Source organism: Eubacterium sp. AB3007, assembly GCF_000688015.1.
Taxonomy (GTDB): Bacteria; Bacillota; Clostridia; order Peptostreptococcales; family Anaerovoracaceae; genus Aminicella.
In genome coordinates, this window is the sequence record NZ_JIAD01000001.1 from 1 (window position 1) to 18,019 (window position 18,019).

The window sequence follows — 18,019 nt, forward strand, 5'->3', positions numbered from 1 at the left end:
GGTCTGGCGGACAGACTGGTAGACGTCGTTGCCGCAGAGGACGTCATCGATCCCAACACCGGAGAGATCCTGGTGGAGAGTGGCGAGCGGATCAGCAGAGCGATGGGTAAGGTCATCGAGAATGCCGGCGTCCATCACGTAGATGTATACGGCAAGAACGATACTGATGCAGTGACGAGAGTCATCGGCAGCCAGTTCGTTGACATCCGTCAGTATGTCGACTTTGAGCCCAAGGACATCCGTCTCCCGGACAAGGTTTTCTATCCTGTCCTGAAGGAGATCCTGGACGAGGGACTCGAGGGAGATGCGTTGAAGAACGCATGCAGAGTCAGAAGAGACGAACTGTCTCCCAAGCACATCATCATGCCGGACATCATTGCATCTGTGAGTTATATCCTCAACCTGCCTTACGGTATCGGCAGTGTGGATGATATCGACCATCTGGGCAACAGAAGACTCCGTACAGTCGGAGAACTTCTGCAGAATCAGGTCCGTATCGGTCTTTCCAGAATGGAGAGAGTGATCAGAGAACGGATGACGACCCAGAACAATGAGGATGCCAGCCCGCAGGATCTGATGAACATCCGTCCGGTGACGGCTGCCATCAAGGAATTCTTCGGAAGTTCCCAGCTGTCTCAGTTCATGGATGCCAACAATCCACTGTCGGAACTGACCCATAAGAGAAGACTGTCTGCGCTGGGTCCTGGAGGACTTTCCAGAGAGAGAGCCGGATTCGAAGTCAGAGATATCCATCAGTCTCATTACGGCAGAATGTGCCCGATCGAGACTCCAGAAGGTCCAAACATTGGCCTGATCGGTTCGCTGACCACCTATGGTGTGATCAACGAGTATGGTTTCATAGAGACTCCGTACCGGATCGTAGATAAGGAGAACCACAGAGTCACCGATGAGATCAAGTATTTCACGGCCGACGAGGAAGAGCTCCTCATCATCGCGCAGGCCAACGAGCCGTTGACCGAGGACGGCCACTTCCAGAACGAGAAGGTGGCTGCCAGAGGTGTTGGCGGAGAGATCGCCATGTTCCCGCGGGATCGCGTGGATCTGATGGACGTCTCGCCGAAGCAGGTAGTATCTGTGGCGACGGCGATGATCCCGTTCCTGGAGAACGACGACGCCAACCGTGCGCTGATGGGATCCAACATGCAGCGTCAGGCGGTTCCTCTTCTTGTGACCGAGGCGCCTTACGTAGGTACCGGCATTGAATACAAAGCCGCCAGAGACTCTGGTGTCGTCGTGCTGGCCAAGCACTCCGGTACAGTAGAGTTTGTGGATGCCAAGGAGATCCGCATTCGCAGAGATGACAATAACGAGCTGGAGAAGTACTCCCTGCTGAAGTTCAGAAGATCCAATCAGGGTACCTGTATCAACCAGCGTCCGATCGTTTCCCACGGGGAACACATTGAGGAGGGCGAGGTCATTGCGGACGGTCCTTCTACCGATCTGGGCGAGATCGCACTCGGAAAGAACCTGCTCATTGGGTTCATGACCTGGGAAGGGTATAACTACGAGGATGCGATCATCCTGAACGAGAAACTGATCATGAATGATGTGCTCACCTCGCTGCACATCGTGGAGTACGAGGCAGAGGCGCGTGTCACCAAACTGGCCCCAGAGGAGATCACCAGAGATATTCCTAATGTGGGAGAAGAAGCGTTGCGCAACCTGGACGAGGATGGAATCATCCGCATCGGTGCAGAGGTTTCCTCCGCGGATATCCTGGTCGGAAAGGTCACTCCAAAGGGAGAGAATGACCTTTCCTCAGAAGAGAAGCTTCTCAGAGCAATCTTCGGCGAAAAGGCAAGAGAAGTCAGAGACACCTCCCTGAAGGTACCTCACGGTGAGCAGGGAATCGTCGTTGACGTGAAGGTCTTCTCCAGGGAAAACAAAGACGAACTGCCGCCGGGAGTCACCAAGGCAGTCAGAGTCTACATCGCTACCAAGAGAAAGATCCAGGTAGGAGACAAGATGGCGGGACGTCACGGAAACAAGGGCGTCATCTCCAGGATCCTGCCGGAAGAGGATATGCCGTTCCTGGACGACGGAACTCCGCTGCAGGTCATGCTGAACCCGCTGGGCGTTCCTTCCAGAATGAACGTTGGACAGGTCCTGGAAGTGCATCTGGGACTGGCCGCCAAGAAGAAAGGCTGGTACATCTCCACACCGGTATTCGACGGTGCGACCGAGAAGGACATCCGTCAGATGCTGGTCGAGTGTGGCTATGATGAGACCGGAAAGCTGCGTCTGCGTGACGGACGTACCGGTGAGTATTTCGACAAGCCGGTCACCGTTGGATACATGTACATGCTGAAGCTGCACCACATGGTCGACGACAAGATCCATGCCAGAAGTACCGGTCCGTACTCCATGGTCACCCAGCAGCCGCTGGGAGGCAAGGCGCAGTTCGGCGGACAGCGTTTCGGAGAGATGGAGGTATGGGCGCTGGAGGCATACGGCGCTGCATACACGCTGCAGGAGATCCTGACCGTGAAGTCCGATGACATCACAGGACGTATCAAGACCTACGAGGCCATCGTGAAGGGCGAGAATATCCAGGAGCCTGGCATTCCGGAATCCTTCAAGGTGCTGATCAAGGAACTGCAGTCGCTGGCACTGGATGTGAGAGTCCTCTCTGAAAATGACGAGGAAATCTCGCTGAAGGATATGTCCGAGTATGAAGAACCCTCCAATGCCACCAGAGATATGATGGACATGAAGCCAGAACTCAGAGATGAGAATGAGCTTTTCGAGGCTGGCTATACAGAGGACGAAGACGGAGACTACGACAACGATTCGCCTGTTGCAGAGTAACATGGGAGGTAAATCTGTGGATCAGAACAGAAGCGCAAAAGAAAACATTGAGTTGAACAGATTTGAATCATTGCAGATCAAGCTTGCTTCGACTGACAAGATCGTAAACGAGTGGTCCTGTGGCGAAGTCACAAAGCCTGAGACCATCAACTACAGAACGCAGAAGCCGGAACCAGACGGATTGTTCTGTGAGCGCATCTTCGGACCGACTAAGGACTGGGAATGCCACTGCGGAAAATACAAGAAGAGCAACAACAAGGGACACGTCTGCGAACGCTGCGGCGTGCTGATCACCAAGGCGAAGGTGAGAAGAGAGCGTATGGGACACATCGCTCTTGCCGCACCGGTTTCCCACATCTGGTATTATAAGGGAATCCCCTCCAGAATGGGACTGGTGTTGGATATGACCCCCGGAAGCCTGGATGTTGTGCTGTACTTCGGTGGATATGTCGTTCTGGATCCCGGTGATCCGGATGTCACCGGCCTGTATGAGAAGAAGATTCTTCGTGAGGACGAATACAGAGCTCTGAAGGAACAGTTTGGAAACCAGTTCCGTGCTGCCATGGGTGCAGAAGCCATTCGTGAGCTCCTGGCCAAGATCGACCTGGATGAACTCAGTACCACCCTCAGAGAGACTCTGAAGAAATCCACCGGCCAGAAAAAGCTTCGGATCATCCGTCGCCTGGAGGTCGTGGAGGCTCTCCGTCTGTCTGGAAACAGACCGGAGTGGATGATCCTGGAAGCGGTTCCTGTTATCCCTCCAGATCTGAGACCGATGGTTCAATTGGATGGCGGCCGGTTCGCCACTTCCGACCTGAATGACCTTTATAGAAGAGTCATCAACAGAAACAACCGTCTGAAGAAGCTCCTGGAACTGGGAGCTCCCGAGATTATCGTCAGAAACGAGAAGAGAATGCTGCAGGAGGCAGTGGACTCCCTCATCGATAACGGCAGACGCGGCAAGGCCGTCACCGGCCCGGGGGGAAGAGCCCTGAAGTCCCTGTCCGACATGCTGAAGGGTAAGCAGGGAAGATTCAGACAGAACCTACTTGGTAAACGTGTCGATTACTCTGGCCGTTCCGTAATCGTTGTCGGACCGGAACTGAAATTCTATCAGTGCGGCCTGCCAAAGAGAATGGCACTGGAACTGTTCAAGCCTTTCATCATGAAGGAACTGGTAGAGCAGGGACACGCCCACAACATCAAGGGCGCCAAGCGCATGGTCGAGCATGTGGAGAAGGCAGTCTGGGACGTGCTGGAGGATGTGATCAAGGAGCATCCGGTCATGCTGAATCGTGCTCCGACATTGCATAGACTGGGTATCCAGGCCTTTGAGCCGGTGCTGGTTGAGGGTAAGGCCATCAAGCTGCATCCGCTGGCTTGTACCGCGTTCAATGCAGACTTCGATGGTGACCAGATGGCTGTCCACGTTCCTCTCTCTGTAGAGGCACAGGCAGAGGCCAGATTCCTGATGTTGTCTGTGAACAACATTCTGGCACCTAAGGATGGATCGCCAATCACCACTCCGACCCAGGATATGATCCTGGGGGCCTACTACCTGACCTATCCGGGCAATGCCAAGCGTGTGGTAGACGGGAAGACCCAGTACGAGACAGATGAGTTCAAGGATCCGAAAGTGGTGGAGAAGCTTGCTGAGGGCGGTTATGAGCGTATCCCTGAGAAGGGCGATGGCAAGGTGTTTACCGACATCGATGAGATGCTCATGGCTTACCAGAACGGTGTGGTCGGTATCCATGCCAGAGTCAAGGTGCGTCTGTTCCTGGAGAACGACACCAGGGGCAGACTGGTGGAATCCACTGTCGGAAGGTTTATTTATAACCAGGGAATTCCTCAGGATATCGGCTTTGTGGACAGAGAGAAGGATCCTTATTCGCTGGAAGTCGACTTTGTCTGCGGAAAGAAAGCCCTGGGCAAGATCATCGACAAGTGCTACAAGACACATGAAAACACCGGCACCGTGCTGATGCTGGACTACATCAAGTCCATGGGATACAAGTATTCCACCAAGGCGGCTGTCAGCATCGGTATCGATGACATGAAGATTCCGGACAACAAGTGGGAGATCGTTGAGAAGGCACAGGCAGAGGTTGACGCTTTTGAGCGGGCATACAGAATGGGTCTTGCCTCTGAGGCAAACCGTCTGGATCACCTGTCCAAGACCTGGAAGGCAGCTACCGAAGAGGTCGCTGATGCGCTGATGGAATCTCTGGAGCCAGACAACAACCTGAACATCATGGCCACCTCCGGTGCGCGAGGCAGTAAGGACCAGATCAAGCAGATCGGTGGTATCCGAGGTCTGATGGGTACAGCGACTGGTAAGACCGTCGAGATTCCTATCAAGGCAAACTTCCGTGAAGGCTTGTCCATCCTGGAGTATTTCATCTCCTCCAACGGTGCCCGTAAGGGACTGGCAGATACGGCGCTGCGTACCGCAGACTCCGGTTATCTGACCAGAAGACTGGTAGACGTTTCTCACAACGTGATCGTCAGAGAGTATGACTGTGGTACCACCGCAGGTGTGGAAGTATCCGCTTTCCGCGAGCGCGGAGAGAACGAGGACAACATCCTGGAATCTCTCCATGAGCGTATCGCTGGTAGAACCTCTGTGGAGGACGTGGTAGATCCGCGTACAGGTGAAGTCATCGTGGAGAGAAACGAGCTGATCTCCGATGATCAGGCGAAGGCGATCGAGGAAGCCGGTATCCAGTCCGTCAAGATCCGTTCGGTCATGACCTGCAGCAGTCGCTCCGGTGTCTGCGCCAAGTGTTACGGTCGTAACCTGGGAACCGGAGAGGAAGTCAACATCGGTGAGTCTGTTGGTATCACCGCGGCACAGTCCATCGGTGAGCCGGGTACACAGCTGACCATGAGAACCTTCCATACCGGCGGTGTTGCCGGAAGCGATATCACCCAGGGTCTGCCGAGAGTCGAGGAGTTGTTCGAGGCTCGTAAGCCGAAGGGACTTGCAGAGATCTGTGAGGCAGACGGCGTGGTTGAGACCATCGAGGCCAGAACAGACAACAAGACAAACGTCGTTGTCCTGGGGGATGATGGTGAGAGGAAGACTTACCAGGTTCCGTATGGTGCCAAGCTGGCCGTCAAGGTCGGAAGCCGTGTAGAAGCCGGCGGCAACATCTCCAGTGGTCCGCTGAACCCGCATGACATCTTCAAACTGAAGGGCGTCAGTGGCGTCTATGACTACCTGCTGATGGAAGTACAACGCGTATACAAGAGCCAGGGTGTAGATATCAACGACAAGCACATCGAGATCATTGTCAGCCAGATGCTGAGCAAGTTCAAGGTGAACGATCCGGGAGACACTGATCTCCTTCCGGGAGGCAATTACAACGCTCTGGAGATTGAGGAAGCGAACCAGAAGGCAGTGGAGAATGGCGGTGAGCCGGCAGAGGCAGAGCAGCTGCTGCTGGGAATCACCAAGGCTGCGCTGGCCACCAATTCCTTCCTGTCGGCAGCCTCCTTCCAGGAGACCACCCGTGTTCTGACGGATGCAGCCATCAAGGGCAAGACAGACCGTCTGCAGGGACTGAAGGAGAACGTCATCATCGGTAAGCTGATTCCGGCGGGAACCGGTTTGAAGCGCTACAAGAGCGTGGAGGTGGACTACGGCGAAAACACCGAGTACATGGCATCTTTCAAGAAAAAGCCAAAGAACACCGAGAACGTACGGTTCGATTCCAGCAAGCCTGAGTCAAGACATGACTACAGTGTGGATGAGCCTGAGGAACTCGATCTTACTCCGAATTTTGTACCTGTGACCGATGAGGTGATCGAAGAGACTCCAGATCTGGTGGAAGTTGACGATATGAAACCAGAAGAAGTGTTCGACGAATCCGCGGAGGTCGTAGAGACAGAAGAAGAAACCGAATAGTCATCTGCCATCATCGGCAGTCAATGAGAGGCTGCTGCACAAAGCATCGTTTGCTGCGTGCGGCGGCCTTGTTTTCACAATCCGCAAGAAAAAACAGTTGCATTCCGCCGCTGTGTATGGTAAACTATCTGATAGTTGCCGTCTAACCCGGCCCTGGACGTAAACAGGGTCACTTTGGATGTCAGCAATATATCATTTTATGAAGAAAGGAGAAACGAATGCCTACTATCAATCAGTTAGTACGTCAGGGCAGAACCAGCTCGGTCAAGAAATCCGATGCACCTGCACTGGGTAAGGGAATGAACTCACTGAGAAGAGTTTCTACAGATCAGAGCTCTCCGCAGAAGAGAGGCGTCTGCACCTCTGTAAAGACCGTCACTCCGAAGAAGCCGAATTCCGCGCTCAGAAAGGTCGCAAGGGTTCGTCTGACCAACGGAATCGAAGTTACCGCTTACATTCCGGGAATCGGACACAATCTGCAGGAGCACAGTGTCGTCCTCATCAGAGGCGGCAGAGTCAAGGACCTCCCTGGTGTGAGATATCACATCATCAGAGGAACTCTGGACACAGCCGGTGTTTCCGACAGAGGCCAGGCTCGTTCCAAGTACGGTGCCAAGCGTCCTAAGAAAAAATAAGAAACTGTGTCACAGTCAGCTTGCGTAGATGGCAAGCAAGGGAAAGGCACCTTGATATAGGAGGTATCGTTTTCAAGGCTTTGTGCCCAAGAAATGAAGCCTATATAAGAGCGCCGCGGCGCTGATTGCAGCGTCGAGTACCCCCGGACACGCTGGACGGCCAACGGATGCGGCCGCCCCAGAGTAACCCCACCTAGGGGCGAAGAGAAGTCGCGCGAGACCGCATGTGGCTTGCGCAGGAAGCTTTGTGCAGGACAGACGCGAGTGAGAACAGAAGCGTCAGATCATGCGCGGAGATAACAAACAAGGGAGGAAGAGAAGTGCCAAGAAAAGGTAAAACACCAAAGAGAGAAGTACTTCCAGATCCTGTATACGGAAGCGTCGTCGTTTCCAAGCTGATCAACAGCATTATGTTGGACGGCAAGAAGGGCGTTGCGCAGAAGATCGTATACACCGCCTTCGACCAGATCAGGGAGAAGACCGGCGAGGAGCCGCTGGAAGTATTCGAGAAGGCAATGAACAACATCATGCCTGTAGTAGAAGTTAAATCGAGAAGAATCGGTGGTGCGAACTACCAGGTTCCTATCGAGGTCAGAGCAGAGAGAAGACAGACTCTCGGTCTGAGATGGCTGACCAAGTACACCAGACTCAGAGGCGAGAGAACCATGTCTGAGCGTCTGGCAAAGGAACTGATGGATGCCGCGAACAACACCGGATCCTCTGTTAAGAAGAAGGAAGACACTCACAAGATGGCTGAGGCAAACAAGGCGTTTGCACACTTCAAATGGTAAGAAACGAGGTAAGCAATGGCAGGTAGAGAATTTTCGTTGGAAAAAACGAGAAATATCGGGATCATGGCCCACATCGATGCGGGCAAAACGACTACCACGGAGCGTATCCTCTTCTATACCGGTAAGACGCACAAGATCGGGGAGACCCATGATGGTGCGGCACAGATGGACTGGATGGAACAGGAACAGGAGCGTGGTATCACGATTACCTCTGCTGCTACGACCGCACAGTGGAAAGGTCATAGGATCAATATCATTGACACTCCGGGACACGTTGACTTTACCGTTGAAGTTGAGAGATCACTCAGAGTTCTTGACGGGGCCGTCACCGTGCTTTGTGCGAAGGGCGGCGTAGAACCTCAGTCCGAGACAGTCTGGAGACAGGCAGAAGGATATGGCGTACCCAGAATGATCTTCGTAAACAAGATGGACATCATGGGTGCGGACTTTTTCCGAGTCGTAGATATGGTGAAGGACAGACTGAAGGCGAATGCCGTACCTGTCCAGTTGCCGATTGGTAAGGAAGAGAATTTCAAGGGAATCATCGACCTTATCACAATGAAAGCAGAGGTTTACGAAGACGAGCTGGGCACCAAGATCGACGAGGAGTCGATTCCGGAAGATATGCTCGAGCTCGCAGAGGAATGGAGAGAGAAGATGTTGGAGTCCGTTGCGGAGTCCGACGAAGATCTCATGATGAAATTCCTCGAGGGCGAAGAACTGACAGAGCAGGAGATCAAGGAGACGATTCGTAAGCAGACCATCGCCAACGAGATGGTTCCTGTGATGTGTGGTTCCGCATACAAGAATAAGGGCGTACAGATGCTGCTGGATGGTATCGTGGATTACATGCCGGCACCGATCGATATCCCGCCAATCAAGGGCGTTGACCCGGATTCTGGCGAGGAGGTCGAGAGAGTGTCCGACGACAAGGAACCGTTCTCCGCACTGGCGTTCAAGATCATGGCAGATCCGTATGTAGGAAAGCTGGCATTCTTCCGGGTATACTCCGGAACGCTGGACTCCGGTTCCTATGTGTATAACTCCACCAAGGGACACAAGGAAAGGATCGGCCGTATCCTGCAGATGCACGCGAACAAGAGAGAGGAGATTCCCAAGGTCTACTCTGGCGACATCGCGGCTGCCGTAGGACTGAAGAATACGACGACAGGCGATACTCTCTGTGACGAGAGTCACGAGGTCATTCTGGAATCCATGGAATTCCCGGATCCTGTAATTGAGATCGCCATCGAGCCGAAGACTAAAGCCGGCCAGGAGAAGATGGGCGTTGCTCTGGCCAAGCTGGCTGAAGAAGATCCGACATTCAAGACCTACACCAACGAGGAGACAGGACAGACCATCATCGCTGGAATGGGCGAGCTCCATCTGGAGATCATCGTGGACAGACTGCTCCGTGAGTTCAAGGTTGAGGCGAATGTTGGAAAACCGCAGGTATCCTACAAGGAGACCATTACAGGAACTGCTGATGTGGACCACAAGTACGCCAAGCAGTCAGGTGGCCATGGACAGTATGGACATGTCAAGATCAAGGTATACCCGAGAGAGCCGGGCGAAGGATTTGAGTTTGTCAACTCCATCGTCGGAGGTGCGATCCCGAAGGAATACATTGGCCCAATCGAGGAAGGAATCAAGTCCGCCATGGAAGTTGGTCCGGTGGCTGGCTACCAGGTAGTGGATGTGGGCGTCGAACTGTACGACGGTTCCTACCACGAGGTCGACTCCTCCGAGATGGCATTTAAGGTTGCTGCCTCTATGGCATTCCGGGAGGCTGCCAAGAAGGCAAACCCGGTACTGCTTGAGCCTGTATTCAAGGTAGAGGTGACTGTACCTGAAGAGTACATGGGCGATGTCATTGGCGACATCTCTGGCAGAAGAGGCCGTATCGAAGGCTCCGACATGAACAACGGCGCAGTGGCCATCCGTGCGATGGTTCCGCTGTCCGAGATGTTCGGATACGCTACAGATCTTCGTTCCCGTACACAGGGACGTGGTATCTATGTCATGCAGTTCGACCACTTCGAAAAGCTGCCTGACAACCTGCTTGACAAGGTAAGCACTAAGTAATCACATTTTCACTCAGGCGCTGCGAGGTGTGGCCCAATGCCCGCCTTCGGCGCATTACGAAAAGAGGATAAAAATGGCAAAACAGAAATACGAGAGAACCAAGCCGCATATCAACATCGGAACAATTGGTCACGTAGACCATGGTAAGACAACTCTGACAGCTGCCATCACCAAGGTACTGCATCAGAGATACAGCCTGGGCGAGAACGTTGAGTTCGACCAGATCGACAAGGCACCGGAAGAGAAGGAAAGAGGAATCACCATTTCTTCCGCACACGTAGAGTATGAGACCCCGAACAGACACTACGCACACGTAGACTGCCCGGGCCACGCAGACTATGTAAAGAACATGATCACCGGAGCAGCGCAGATGGACGGAGCTATCCTGGTAGTAGCTGCAACAGATGGACCGATGCCGCAGACCAGAGAGCACATCCTGCTGTCCAGACAGGTAGGCGTACCTTACATCATCGTGTTCCTGAACAAGTGTGACATGGTAGATGACGAGGAGCTGCTGGAGCTGGTGGAGATGGAAGTCCGCGAGCTGCTGACCGAGTACGAGTTCCCTGGCGATGACACACCGATCATCAAGGGATCCGCGCTGAAGGCACTGGAAGATCCAGCTGGAGAGTGGGGAGACAAGGTTGTCGAGCTGATGGAAGCCGTAGACGAGTACATCCCCGAGCCGGAGAGAGACAACGACAAGCCGTTCCTGATGCCGGTAGAGGACGTCTTCTCCATCACCGGACGTGGAACAGTTGCGACCGGAAGAGTAGAGAGAGGAATGCTGAAGGTAGGCGACGAGGTGGAGATCGTTGGACTGTCCGACGAGAAGAGAAAGGTGGTCGTCACCGGAGTCGAGATGTTCAGAAAGATCCTGGACCAGGCAGAGACCGGAGACAACATCGGCGCACTGCTGAGAGGCGTACAGAGAACCGAGATCGAGAGAGGACAGGTTCTGGCAGCACCGGGAACCATCCATCCGCATACACAGTTCAAGGGCCAGGTATACGTACTGAAGAAGGAAGAGGGCGGAAGACACACCCCGTTCTTCAACGGATACAGACCGCAGTTCTACTTCAGAACAACCGACGTAACCGGCGATCTGAAGCTGCCTGAGGGCACAGAGATGTGCATGCCTGGAGATAACGTAGTCATGGAGATCAAGCTGATCACCCCGATCGCGATCGAGGAAGGACTGCGCTTCGCTATCAGAGAAGGTGGAAGAACCGTAGGATCCGGTGTTGTAACTGAGATCATCGAGTAAGGTTTGCTTCTGTAATTGAGAAATGGGGCCGTCGCGGAAGCGACGGCCTTTTGCGTTAGGACGGGATCGGCAACTACAAAGGCATGACCCTTTCAAAAAAATTCTTTTTTTGATATTTATTCAGCATCTGGCGGAGAAATGTGATATAATATCTTCTGTATTTTTCATTTTTGGACGAAAGGAAGTAGCATGGGCGGATATTTCGGCGTTGCCTCAAAGTCAAGTTGTACCAATGACCTGTTTTTCGGAATCGATTACCATTCCCACCTTGGAACCAGACGTGGAGGTATGGCAGTCTATAACGAGTTGGATGGATTTCATCGTTCCATTCACAATATCGAGAATGCGCCCTTTAAGAGCAAGTTCGATGGAGACCTTGATGAACTGGAAGGCAGTATGGGGATCGGATGTATCTCTGACATGGATCCACAGCCACTGCTGATCCGCTCTCATCACGGAGCCTATGCCATCACTACCGTCGGAAAGATCAATAACGCAGATCAGCTGATCCGGAGGGCGTATGCCCGGGGCAACAGTCACTTTATGGCTATGAGTGGCGGCAAGATCAACGATACAGAGTTGGTGGGTGTGATCCTGGATCAGGCGGGCAGCATCGTCGAAGGGCTGCGTCTGGTACAGGAGAACATCGAAGGATCCATGTCCCTGCTCCTTATGACCACCGAGGGGATCTACGCCATGCGCGACAGATATGGAAGGACGCCCATGGTAATTGGAAAGAAGAAAGGGGCCTACTGCGCTTCCTTTGAAACATCCGCGTTTATCAATCTGGGATACGAGACTCATTACGAGCTTGGCCCGGGAGAAATCGTTCTCATTACAGCCGATGGCATGGAGAAACTGAGTCCTGCCAGAGAAGAGATGAAGATATGCACCTTCCTCTGGGTGTATTACGGATTCCCTACCTCCAATTACGAGGGGATCAATGTGGAGGAGATGCGCTACCAGTGCGGGCACATGCTGGCCAAGCGCGATCAGACCGAAGGCAGGGAACGGCCGGATATCGTAGCCGGTGTGCCTGACAGTGGTATTGCTCATGCGGTGGGCTATGCCAATGAGTCAGGGATCCCCTACGCGCGGCCTTTCGTCAAGTATACCCCCACCTGGGCGCGGTCCTTCATGCCCACCAGACAAAGCCAGCGCGAGTTGGTGGCGCACATGAAACTTCTGCCCGTGAAGAGCCTGATCGAGAACAAGTCCCTGCTTCTCATCGATGACTCGATCGTGCGGGGGACGCAGCTTGGACAGACCGTGAAATACCTGTACGACAGCGGTGCCAAGGAGGTCCACATCCGGCCGGCATGTCCGCCGCTGATGTATGGCTGCAAATACGTCAACTTTTCCAGATCCCGCTCGGAATACGACTACATCACCAGACGTGTGATCCGTGATTTTGAGGGCAGCGAAGTCAGCGATGAGGTGCTGGCAGAGTATTCGGATCCGGATAGTCAGAAATACGCTGATATGGTAGAGGAGATCCGGAAGAGACTGGATTTCACGTCCCTGGCATTCCAGCGGCTGGATGACCTGATCGAGGCTACCGGGATGGATCCAGACAAACTATGTACCTACTGTTGGAACGGAAAAGAATAACAGTACTGGAAGGCTTTGTGAAAACGAGAGAGACTGCCGTGAAGCGGTCTCTTTTTGTTTTTGAAAAAAAACAGAGAATGCACATCCTCTTTGTTGACTAACCCTTACAGGAGGAGTAAAATTGTATGTGGTATGGTGTATACACAATACCATCGTAGTTTTTCGTTTTTACTCCTGTTAACCTATTGGTTACGGAAAGAAAATGATAGATTTACTATTAGGAAAAGGAGGAATTAGTAGTATGAGTACTAATCAAGGCGGAGCAGCTACAGGCAATGAGAACATGATTGCTTTTGTTTTCTGTAGCGGTGATGCAGCTGGCAAGGCCAGATTCGCAGGCTGCAGTTCCTGTAAGGATGCAGTAGAGTCTGGGTTCCAGCGTGGTGAGTGCAAGAACGGATGCGTTGGTGTCGGTTCCTGCATCGAGTCCTGCAAGCAGGATGCAATGAAGCTCGTCGATGGCAAGATCGTGATCGACCCCGAGAAGTGCGACGGTTGCGGTGACTGTGCCAAGGAGGACGTATGTCCGCAGGCATTGATCAGAATGATCCCCAGAGATGCCACCAACTTCATTCCCTGCTCTTCCAAGGAAGAGGATGATGACAAGACCAGAGAGATCTGCGGATACGGATGTATCGCTTGCGGAGACTGTGTCAGAGCATGTCCTGAGGGAGCTGTGGAGATCATCGACAACCACGCTGTGATCGACTACGAGAAGTGCGTTGGATGTGTATCCTGCACCGTCAAGTGTAAGAAGAAGATCATCGTAGATACACAGCACGATCTGACCGCACTGAAGGAGAAGGTCGCTTTCGTCAGATGCAGCGGTGGATTCAAGCCTAACAAGAAATACGAGGAGCTGGGCTTCACCGATTGCGCCGATGTGGTCAAGAACGTAGATCCGAAGGAATATGATCTCTGCACCACAGGCTGTACCGGACTGGGCAACTGCACCAGAGTATGCCGTTATGATGCCATTCACGTCGTGAACGGAACTGCTGTTGTCGACCCGGACAAGTGCGTAGGCTGCAAGGATTGTACTTATGCATGTCCGAAGGGTCTCATCACCATGGTTCCTTACGGTGGAATGAGAATGGTTCCGTGTTCTTCCACAGATGACTACGAAGACAAGGCTGCCGTCTGCGATTCCGGATGCATCGCCTGCGAGGACTGTGTCAACAACTGCCCGAACGGTGCGATCTACATGGAGAGCAAGCATGCTGTAGTAGATCCTGAGATCTGCGAGGATTGCCATATGTGCCAGAACATGTGCTCCAGATTCGTTATCAAGGAACAGGAAGTGCCTGAGTACAATTTCCTGCAGAGAGAAGCTCTTGGCTTGACGGAAGGAGAGTGATCACGGTGAGAAAACTCAAGACAATGGACGGAAACGCAGCAGCCGCTCACGTAGCTTATGCATTCACAGAAGTTGCGGCCATTTATCCTATCACACCATCCTCGCCGATGGCTGAGAACATGGATGAGTGGGTTTCCCAGGACAGAACCAATATCTTTGGAGAGAAAGTTAAGATCATTGAGATGGAATCAGAGGCAGGAGCTGCCGGTGCTGTGCACGGTTCGATCGTGACCGGATCCTACACATCCACATTCACAGCTTCCCAGGGTCTGCTGCTGATGGTTCCGAACATGTACAAGATCGCCGGTGAGCAGGTACCTGCTGTATTCCACGTATCCGCTCGCTGCGTATCCACGCACGCGCTGAACATCTTCGGAGATCACTCCGATGTCATGAGCTGCCGTCAGACCGGATTCGCTATGCTGGCTTCCAACAGCGTTCAGCAGGTCATGGACCTGGCTGCAGTCGCGCATCTGGCCACCATTGACGGACAGCTTCCTATGCTGCACTTCTTCGATGGATTCAGAACCTCTCACGAGAACCAGAAGATCGAGGTCTGGGACTATGATGAGCTGAAGTCCATGGTGAACTGGGACGCGGTCAAGGCTTACAAGCAGAACGCGCTGAACCCGAACCACCCGAAGGCGATGGGATCCGCTGAGCAGCCGGAATCCTTCTTCCAGCACAGAGAGGCCTGCAACCCGGCTTACGATGCTGCACCGGATATCGTCAACAAGTACATGCAGATGGTCAACGAGAAGATCGGCACCGATTACAAGCCGTTCAACTACTATGGTGCACCGGATGCCAAGCACGTCATCGTGGCGATGGGAAGCATCTGCGATGCTGCAGAGGAACTGATCGACCACATGCTGGCTGATGGGCAGAAGGTAGGTATAATCGAGGTACATCTGTACAGACCGTTCTCCGTCAAGTATCTGCTGGATGTCATGCCGGATTCCGTTGAGGTCCTCTCCGTACTGGACAGAACCAAGGAACCGGGCTCCATCGGTGAGCCTCTGTATCTGGATATCGTATCCGCTCTGCAGGGCACCAAGTTCCAGTCTGCTAAGGTCTACAGAGGCCGTTATGGACTGGGTTCCAAGGACGTACAGCCTGGAGACATCCTGGCAGTATTTGAGAACATGGACGCTGATGAGCCGAAGACAGAGTTCACCCTGTCTATCAACGACGACGTGACCAACCTGTCCCTGAAGCCGAGCCATTATCCTGATACCGTTCCGGCAGGAACCAAGGCTTGCAAGTTCTGGGGTCTGGGCGCTGACGGTACAGTTGGTGCTAACAAGAACAGTGTCAAGATCATCGGTGACCACACCGACAAGAAGGTACAGGCATACTTCCAGTATGACTCCAAGAAGTCCGGTGGTGTGACGATCTCCCACCTGCGCTTTGGCGACAAGCCGATCAAGTCCACCTACTATGTCATGCAGGCTGACTTTGTGGCATGCCACAACTCCGCATACCTGCAGAAGTACGACATGGTACAGGATGTCAAGAAGGGCGGATCCTTCCTGCTGAACTGCGTCTGGAATGACGAGGAACTGGAAGAGCACATCCCTGGTCAGGTGAAGAGATACATCGCACAGAATGACATCAACTTCTACACCTGCGACGCCGTTTCCCTGGCTAAGGAGATCGGCCTGGGTGCCAAGAGAACCAACTCCATCCTGCAGGCTGCTTTCTTCAAGATTGCAGACATCATTCCTATTGATGATGCAGTTGGATACATGAAAGAAATGATTCAGAAGTCCTACGGCAAGAAGGGCCAGAACGTTGTAGACATGAACTGGGCTGCTGTAGACGCGGGTATCACCAACGTACACAAGGTCGAAGTACCGGCTTCCTGGGCTGAGGCAGAGGATGATCCGGCACCGGCTGCAATGGTTGGACGTGACGAGGATATGTCCAAGTTCCTGAACGACGTTCTGGTACCAATGGCAACCATGAGAGGCGACAGCATTCCTGTTTCCGCATATCTGACATCCGCAGACGGTTCCGAGCCTTGCGGTACAGCTGCTTACGAGAAGCGCGGTATCGCTACAGACGTTCCTGTCTGGATCAAGAAGAACTGCATGCAGTGCAACCTGTGCGCTTACGTTTGCCCGCACGGTGTCATCCGTCCGTTCGTTCTGGACGAGGAAGAGACTGCAGCAGTGGACGGTCAGTTTGTCAAGATGAAGGGCATGAAAGACAAGTTCTTCTCCATCGGTATCTCTGCTCTGGACTGCTCTGGATGCGGCTCCTGCGTAGATGTTTGCCCGGCCAGAAACAAAGCCCTGGAGATGAAGCCTGCAGAGGACGATATTGTCAATGCAAACCAGAAGAGATATGACTACCTGTTCGGCGATGTGACCGACAAGGACGTTCCGTTCAAGCGCAACACGGTCAAGGGATCTCAGTTCCTGCAGCCGTTGCTCGAGTTCTCGGGAGCATGCCCGGGATGCGGAGAGTCCCCCTATGCTAAGTTGGTGACTCAGCTGTTCGGTGACAGAATGTTCATCGCAAACGCCACAGGATGCTCCTCCATTTGGGGACACAGTGCTCCGAGCACACCGTACACCGTCAACAAGGAAGGACGCGGTCCGGCATGGTCTAACTCCCTGTTCGAGGACAACGCAGAGTTTGGTCTGGGTATGGCTACTTCTGTAGAGTCCAGAAGAAACGAGCTGAAGCACGCTGCCGAGAGACTGGTAGACGTGATCGGTGTTCCGGCAAGAGCATGGCTGGCTACTATGGATGATGCTGAGAGCTCCAGAGAGACCGGCGACATCCTGGCAGCAGAGTGCGAGAAGATCGCGGACAGCAATGAGGATGCAAGATTCATCGTGGACAATGCAGATATGCTGAACAAGCCGTCCATGTGGATCTTCGGTGGTGACGGATGGGCTTACGACATCGGTTACGGCGGACTTGACCACGTACTGGCTTCCGGCAAGAACGTGAACGTCATGGTCTTCGATACCGAGGTTTACTCCAACACTGGTGGACAGTCCTCCAAGTCCACTCCGACTGGTGCGGTAGCCAAGTTCGCTGCTTCCGGTAAGGAAGTCAAGAAGAAAGATCTGGCTCAGATCGCTATGGCGTATGGATATGTATACGTAGCCAAGATCGCCATGGGCGCTAACCCGGAGCAGACACTGAGAGCCATCAGAGAGGCAGAGGCCTACAATGGACCTTCCCTGATCATCGCCTACGCACCGTGCATCAACCACGGCATCAAGAAGGGCATGAACAAAGCCATGGAAGAGATGAGAGATGCTGTCCGTTCCGGTTACTGGAACCTGATGAGATTCAACCCCGATCTGGCAGCCGCCGGCAAGAACCCGCTGTCTGTCGACAGCCACAAGCCGACCGAGAGCTACAGAGACTTCATCATGGGCGAGGTTCGTTACAACTCACTGAAACTGAAGTTCCCGGAGAGAGCGGAAGAGCTCTTCCAGGCAGCAGAGAAGCAGTCTGTTGACAGATACGAGCATCTCCTCAATGAGAAGAAGAGTTACGATAATAACTAGG

Annotated in this window: 9 protein-coding genes; all 9 read left to right on the plus strand. The window is 53.3% G+C overall.

All coding sequences use genetic code 11. From position 1 onward, the window contains the following. Positions 1–2,829, plus strand: a 2,829-nt coding sequence (locus P156_RS10885; protein WP_034801930.1) for a DNA-directed RNA polymerase subunit beta, incomplete at its 5' end; no start/stop codon positions are given. Between the two features lies 1 nt (position 2,830). Then, positions 2,831–6,739, plus strand: coding sequence for a DNA-directed RNA polymerase subunit beta' (rpoC, locus tag P156_RS0100010; RefSeq protein ID WP_051600405.1), 3,909 nt, complete (start codon positions 2,831–2,833; stop codon positions 6,737–6,739). 218 nt (positions 6,740–6,957) lie between these two features. After that, entirely contained in the window at positions 6,958–7,374 is a 417-nt protein-coding gene (gene rpsL, locus P156_RS0100015; protein ID WP_027868397.1) for a 30S ribosomal protein S12, read from the plus strand. A 320-nt stretch (positions 7,375–7,694) separates the two neighbouring features. Beyond that, positions 7,695–8,165 (plus strand): 30S ribosomal protein S7, encoded by a 471-nt coding sequence (rpsG, locus tag P156_RS0100020; RefSeq protein ID WP_027868398.1) that lies wholly within the window; start codon positions 7,695–7,697, stop codon positions 8,163–8,165. Positions 8,166–8,180: 15 nt separating this feature from the next. Next, a complete protein-coding gene (gene fusA / locus P156_RS0100025) occupies positions 8,181–10,250 on the plus strand; it encodes an elongation factor G (RefSeq protein ID WP_027868399.1) in 2,070 nt (689 codons plus the stop codon). A 73-nt stretch (positions 10,251–10,323) separates the two neighbouring features. Further along, positions 10,324–11,517 carry an elongation factor Tu gene (tuf, locus tag P156_RS0100030; protein ID WP_027868400.1) on the plus strand — a complete coding sequence of 398 codons (1,194 nt, stop codon included), beginning with the start codon at positions 10,324–10,326 and terminating at the stop codon, positions 11,515–11,517. Positions 11,518–11,706: 189 nt separating this feature from the next. Next, positions 11,707–13,128, plus strand: coding sequence for an amidophosphoribosyltransferase (locus tag P156_RS0100035; RefSeq protein ID WP_027868401.1), 1,422 nt, complete (start codon positions 11,707–11,709; stop codon positions 13,126–13,128). A gap of 241 nt (positions 13,129–13,369) precedes the next feature. Then, a complete protein-coding gene (locus tag P156_RS12550) occupies positions 13,370–14,485 on the plus strand; it encodes a 4Fe-4S dicluster domain-containing protein (protein WP_051600407.1) in 1,116 nt (371 codons plus the stop codon). A 23-nt stretch (positions 14,486–14,508) separates the two neighbouring features. Then, on the plus strand, positions 14,509–18,018 hold the full coding sequence (nifJ, locus tag P156_RS0100045) for a pyruvate:ferredoxin (flavodoxin) oxidoreductase (RefSeq protein WP_027868402.1): 3,510 nt from the start codon (positions 14,509–14,511) through the stop codon (positions 18,016–18,018). Position 18,019 lies beyond the last annotated feature (1 nt).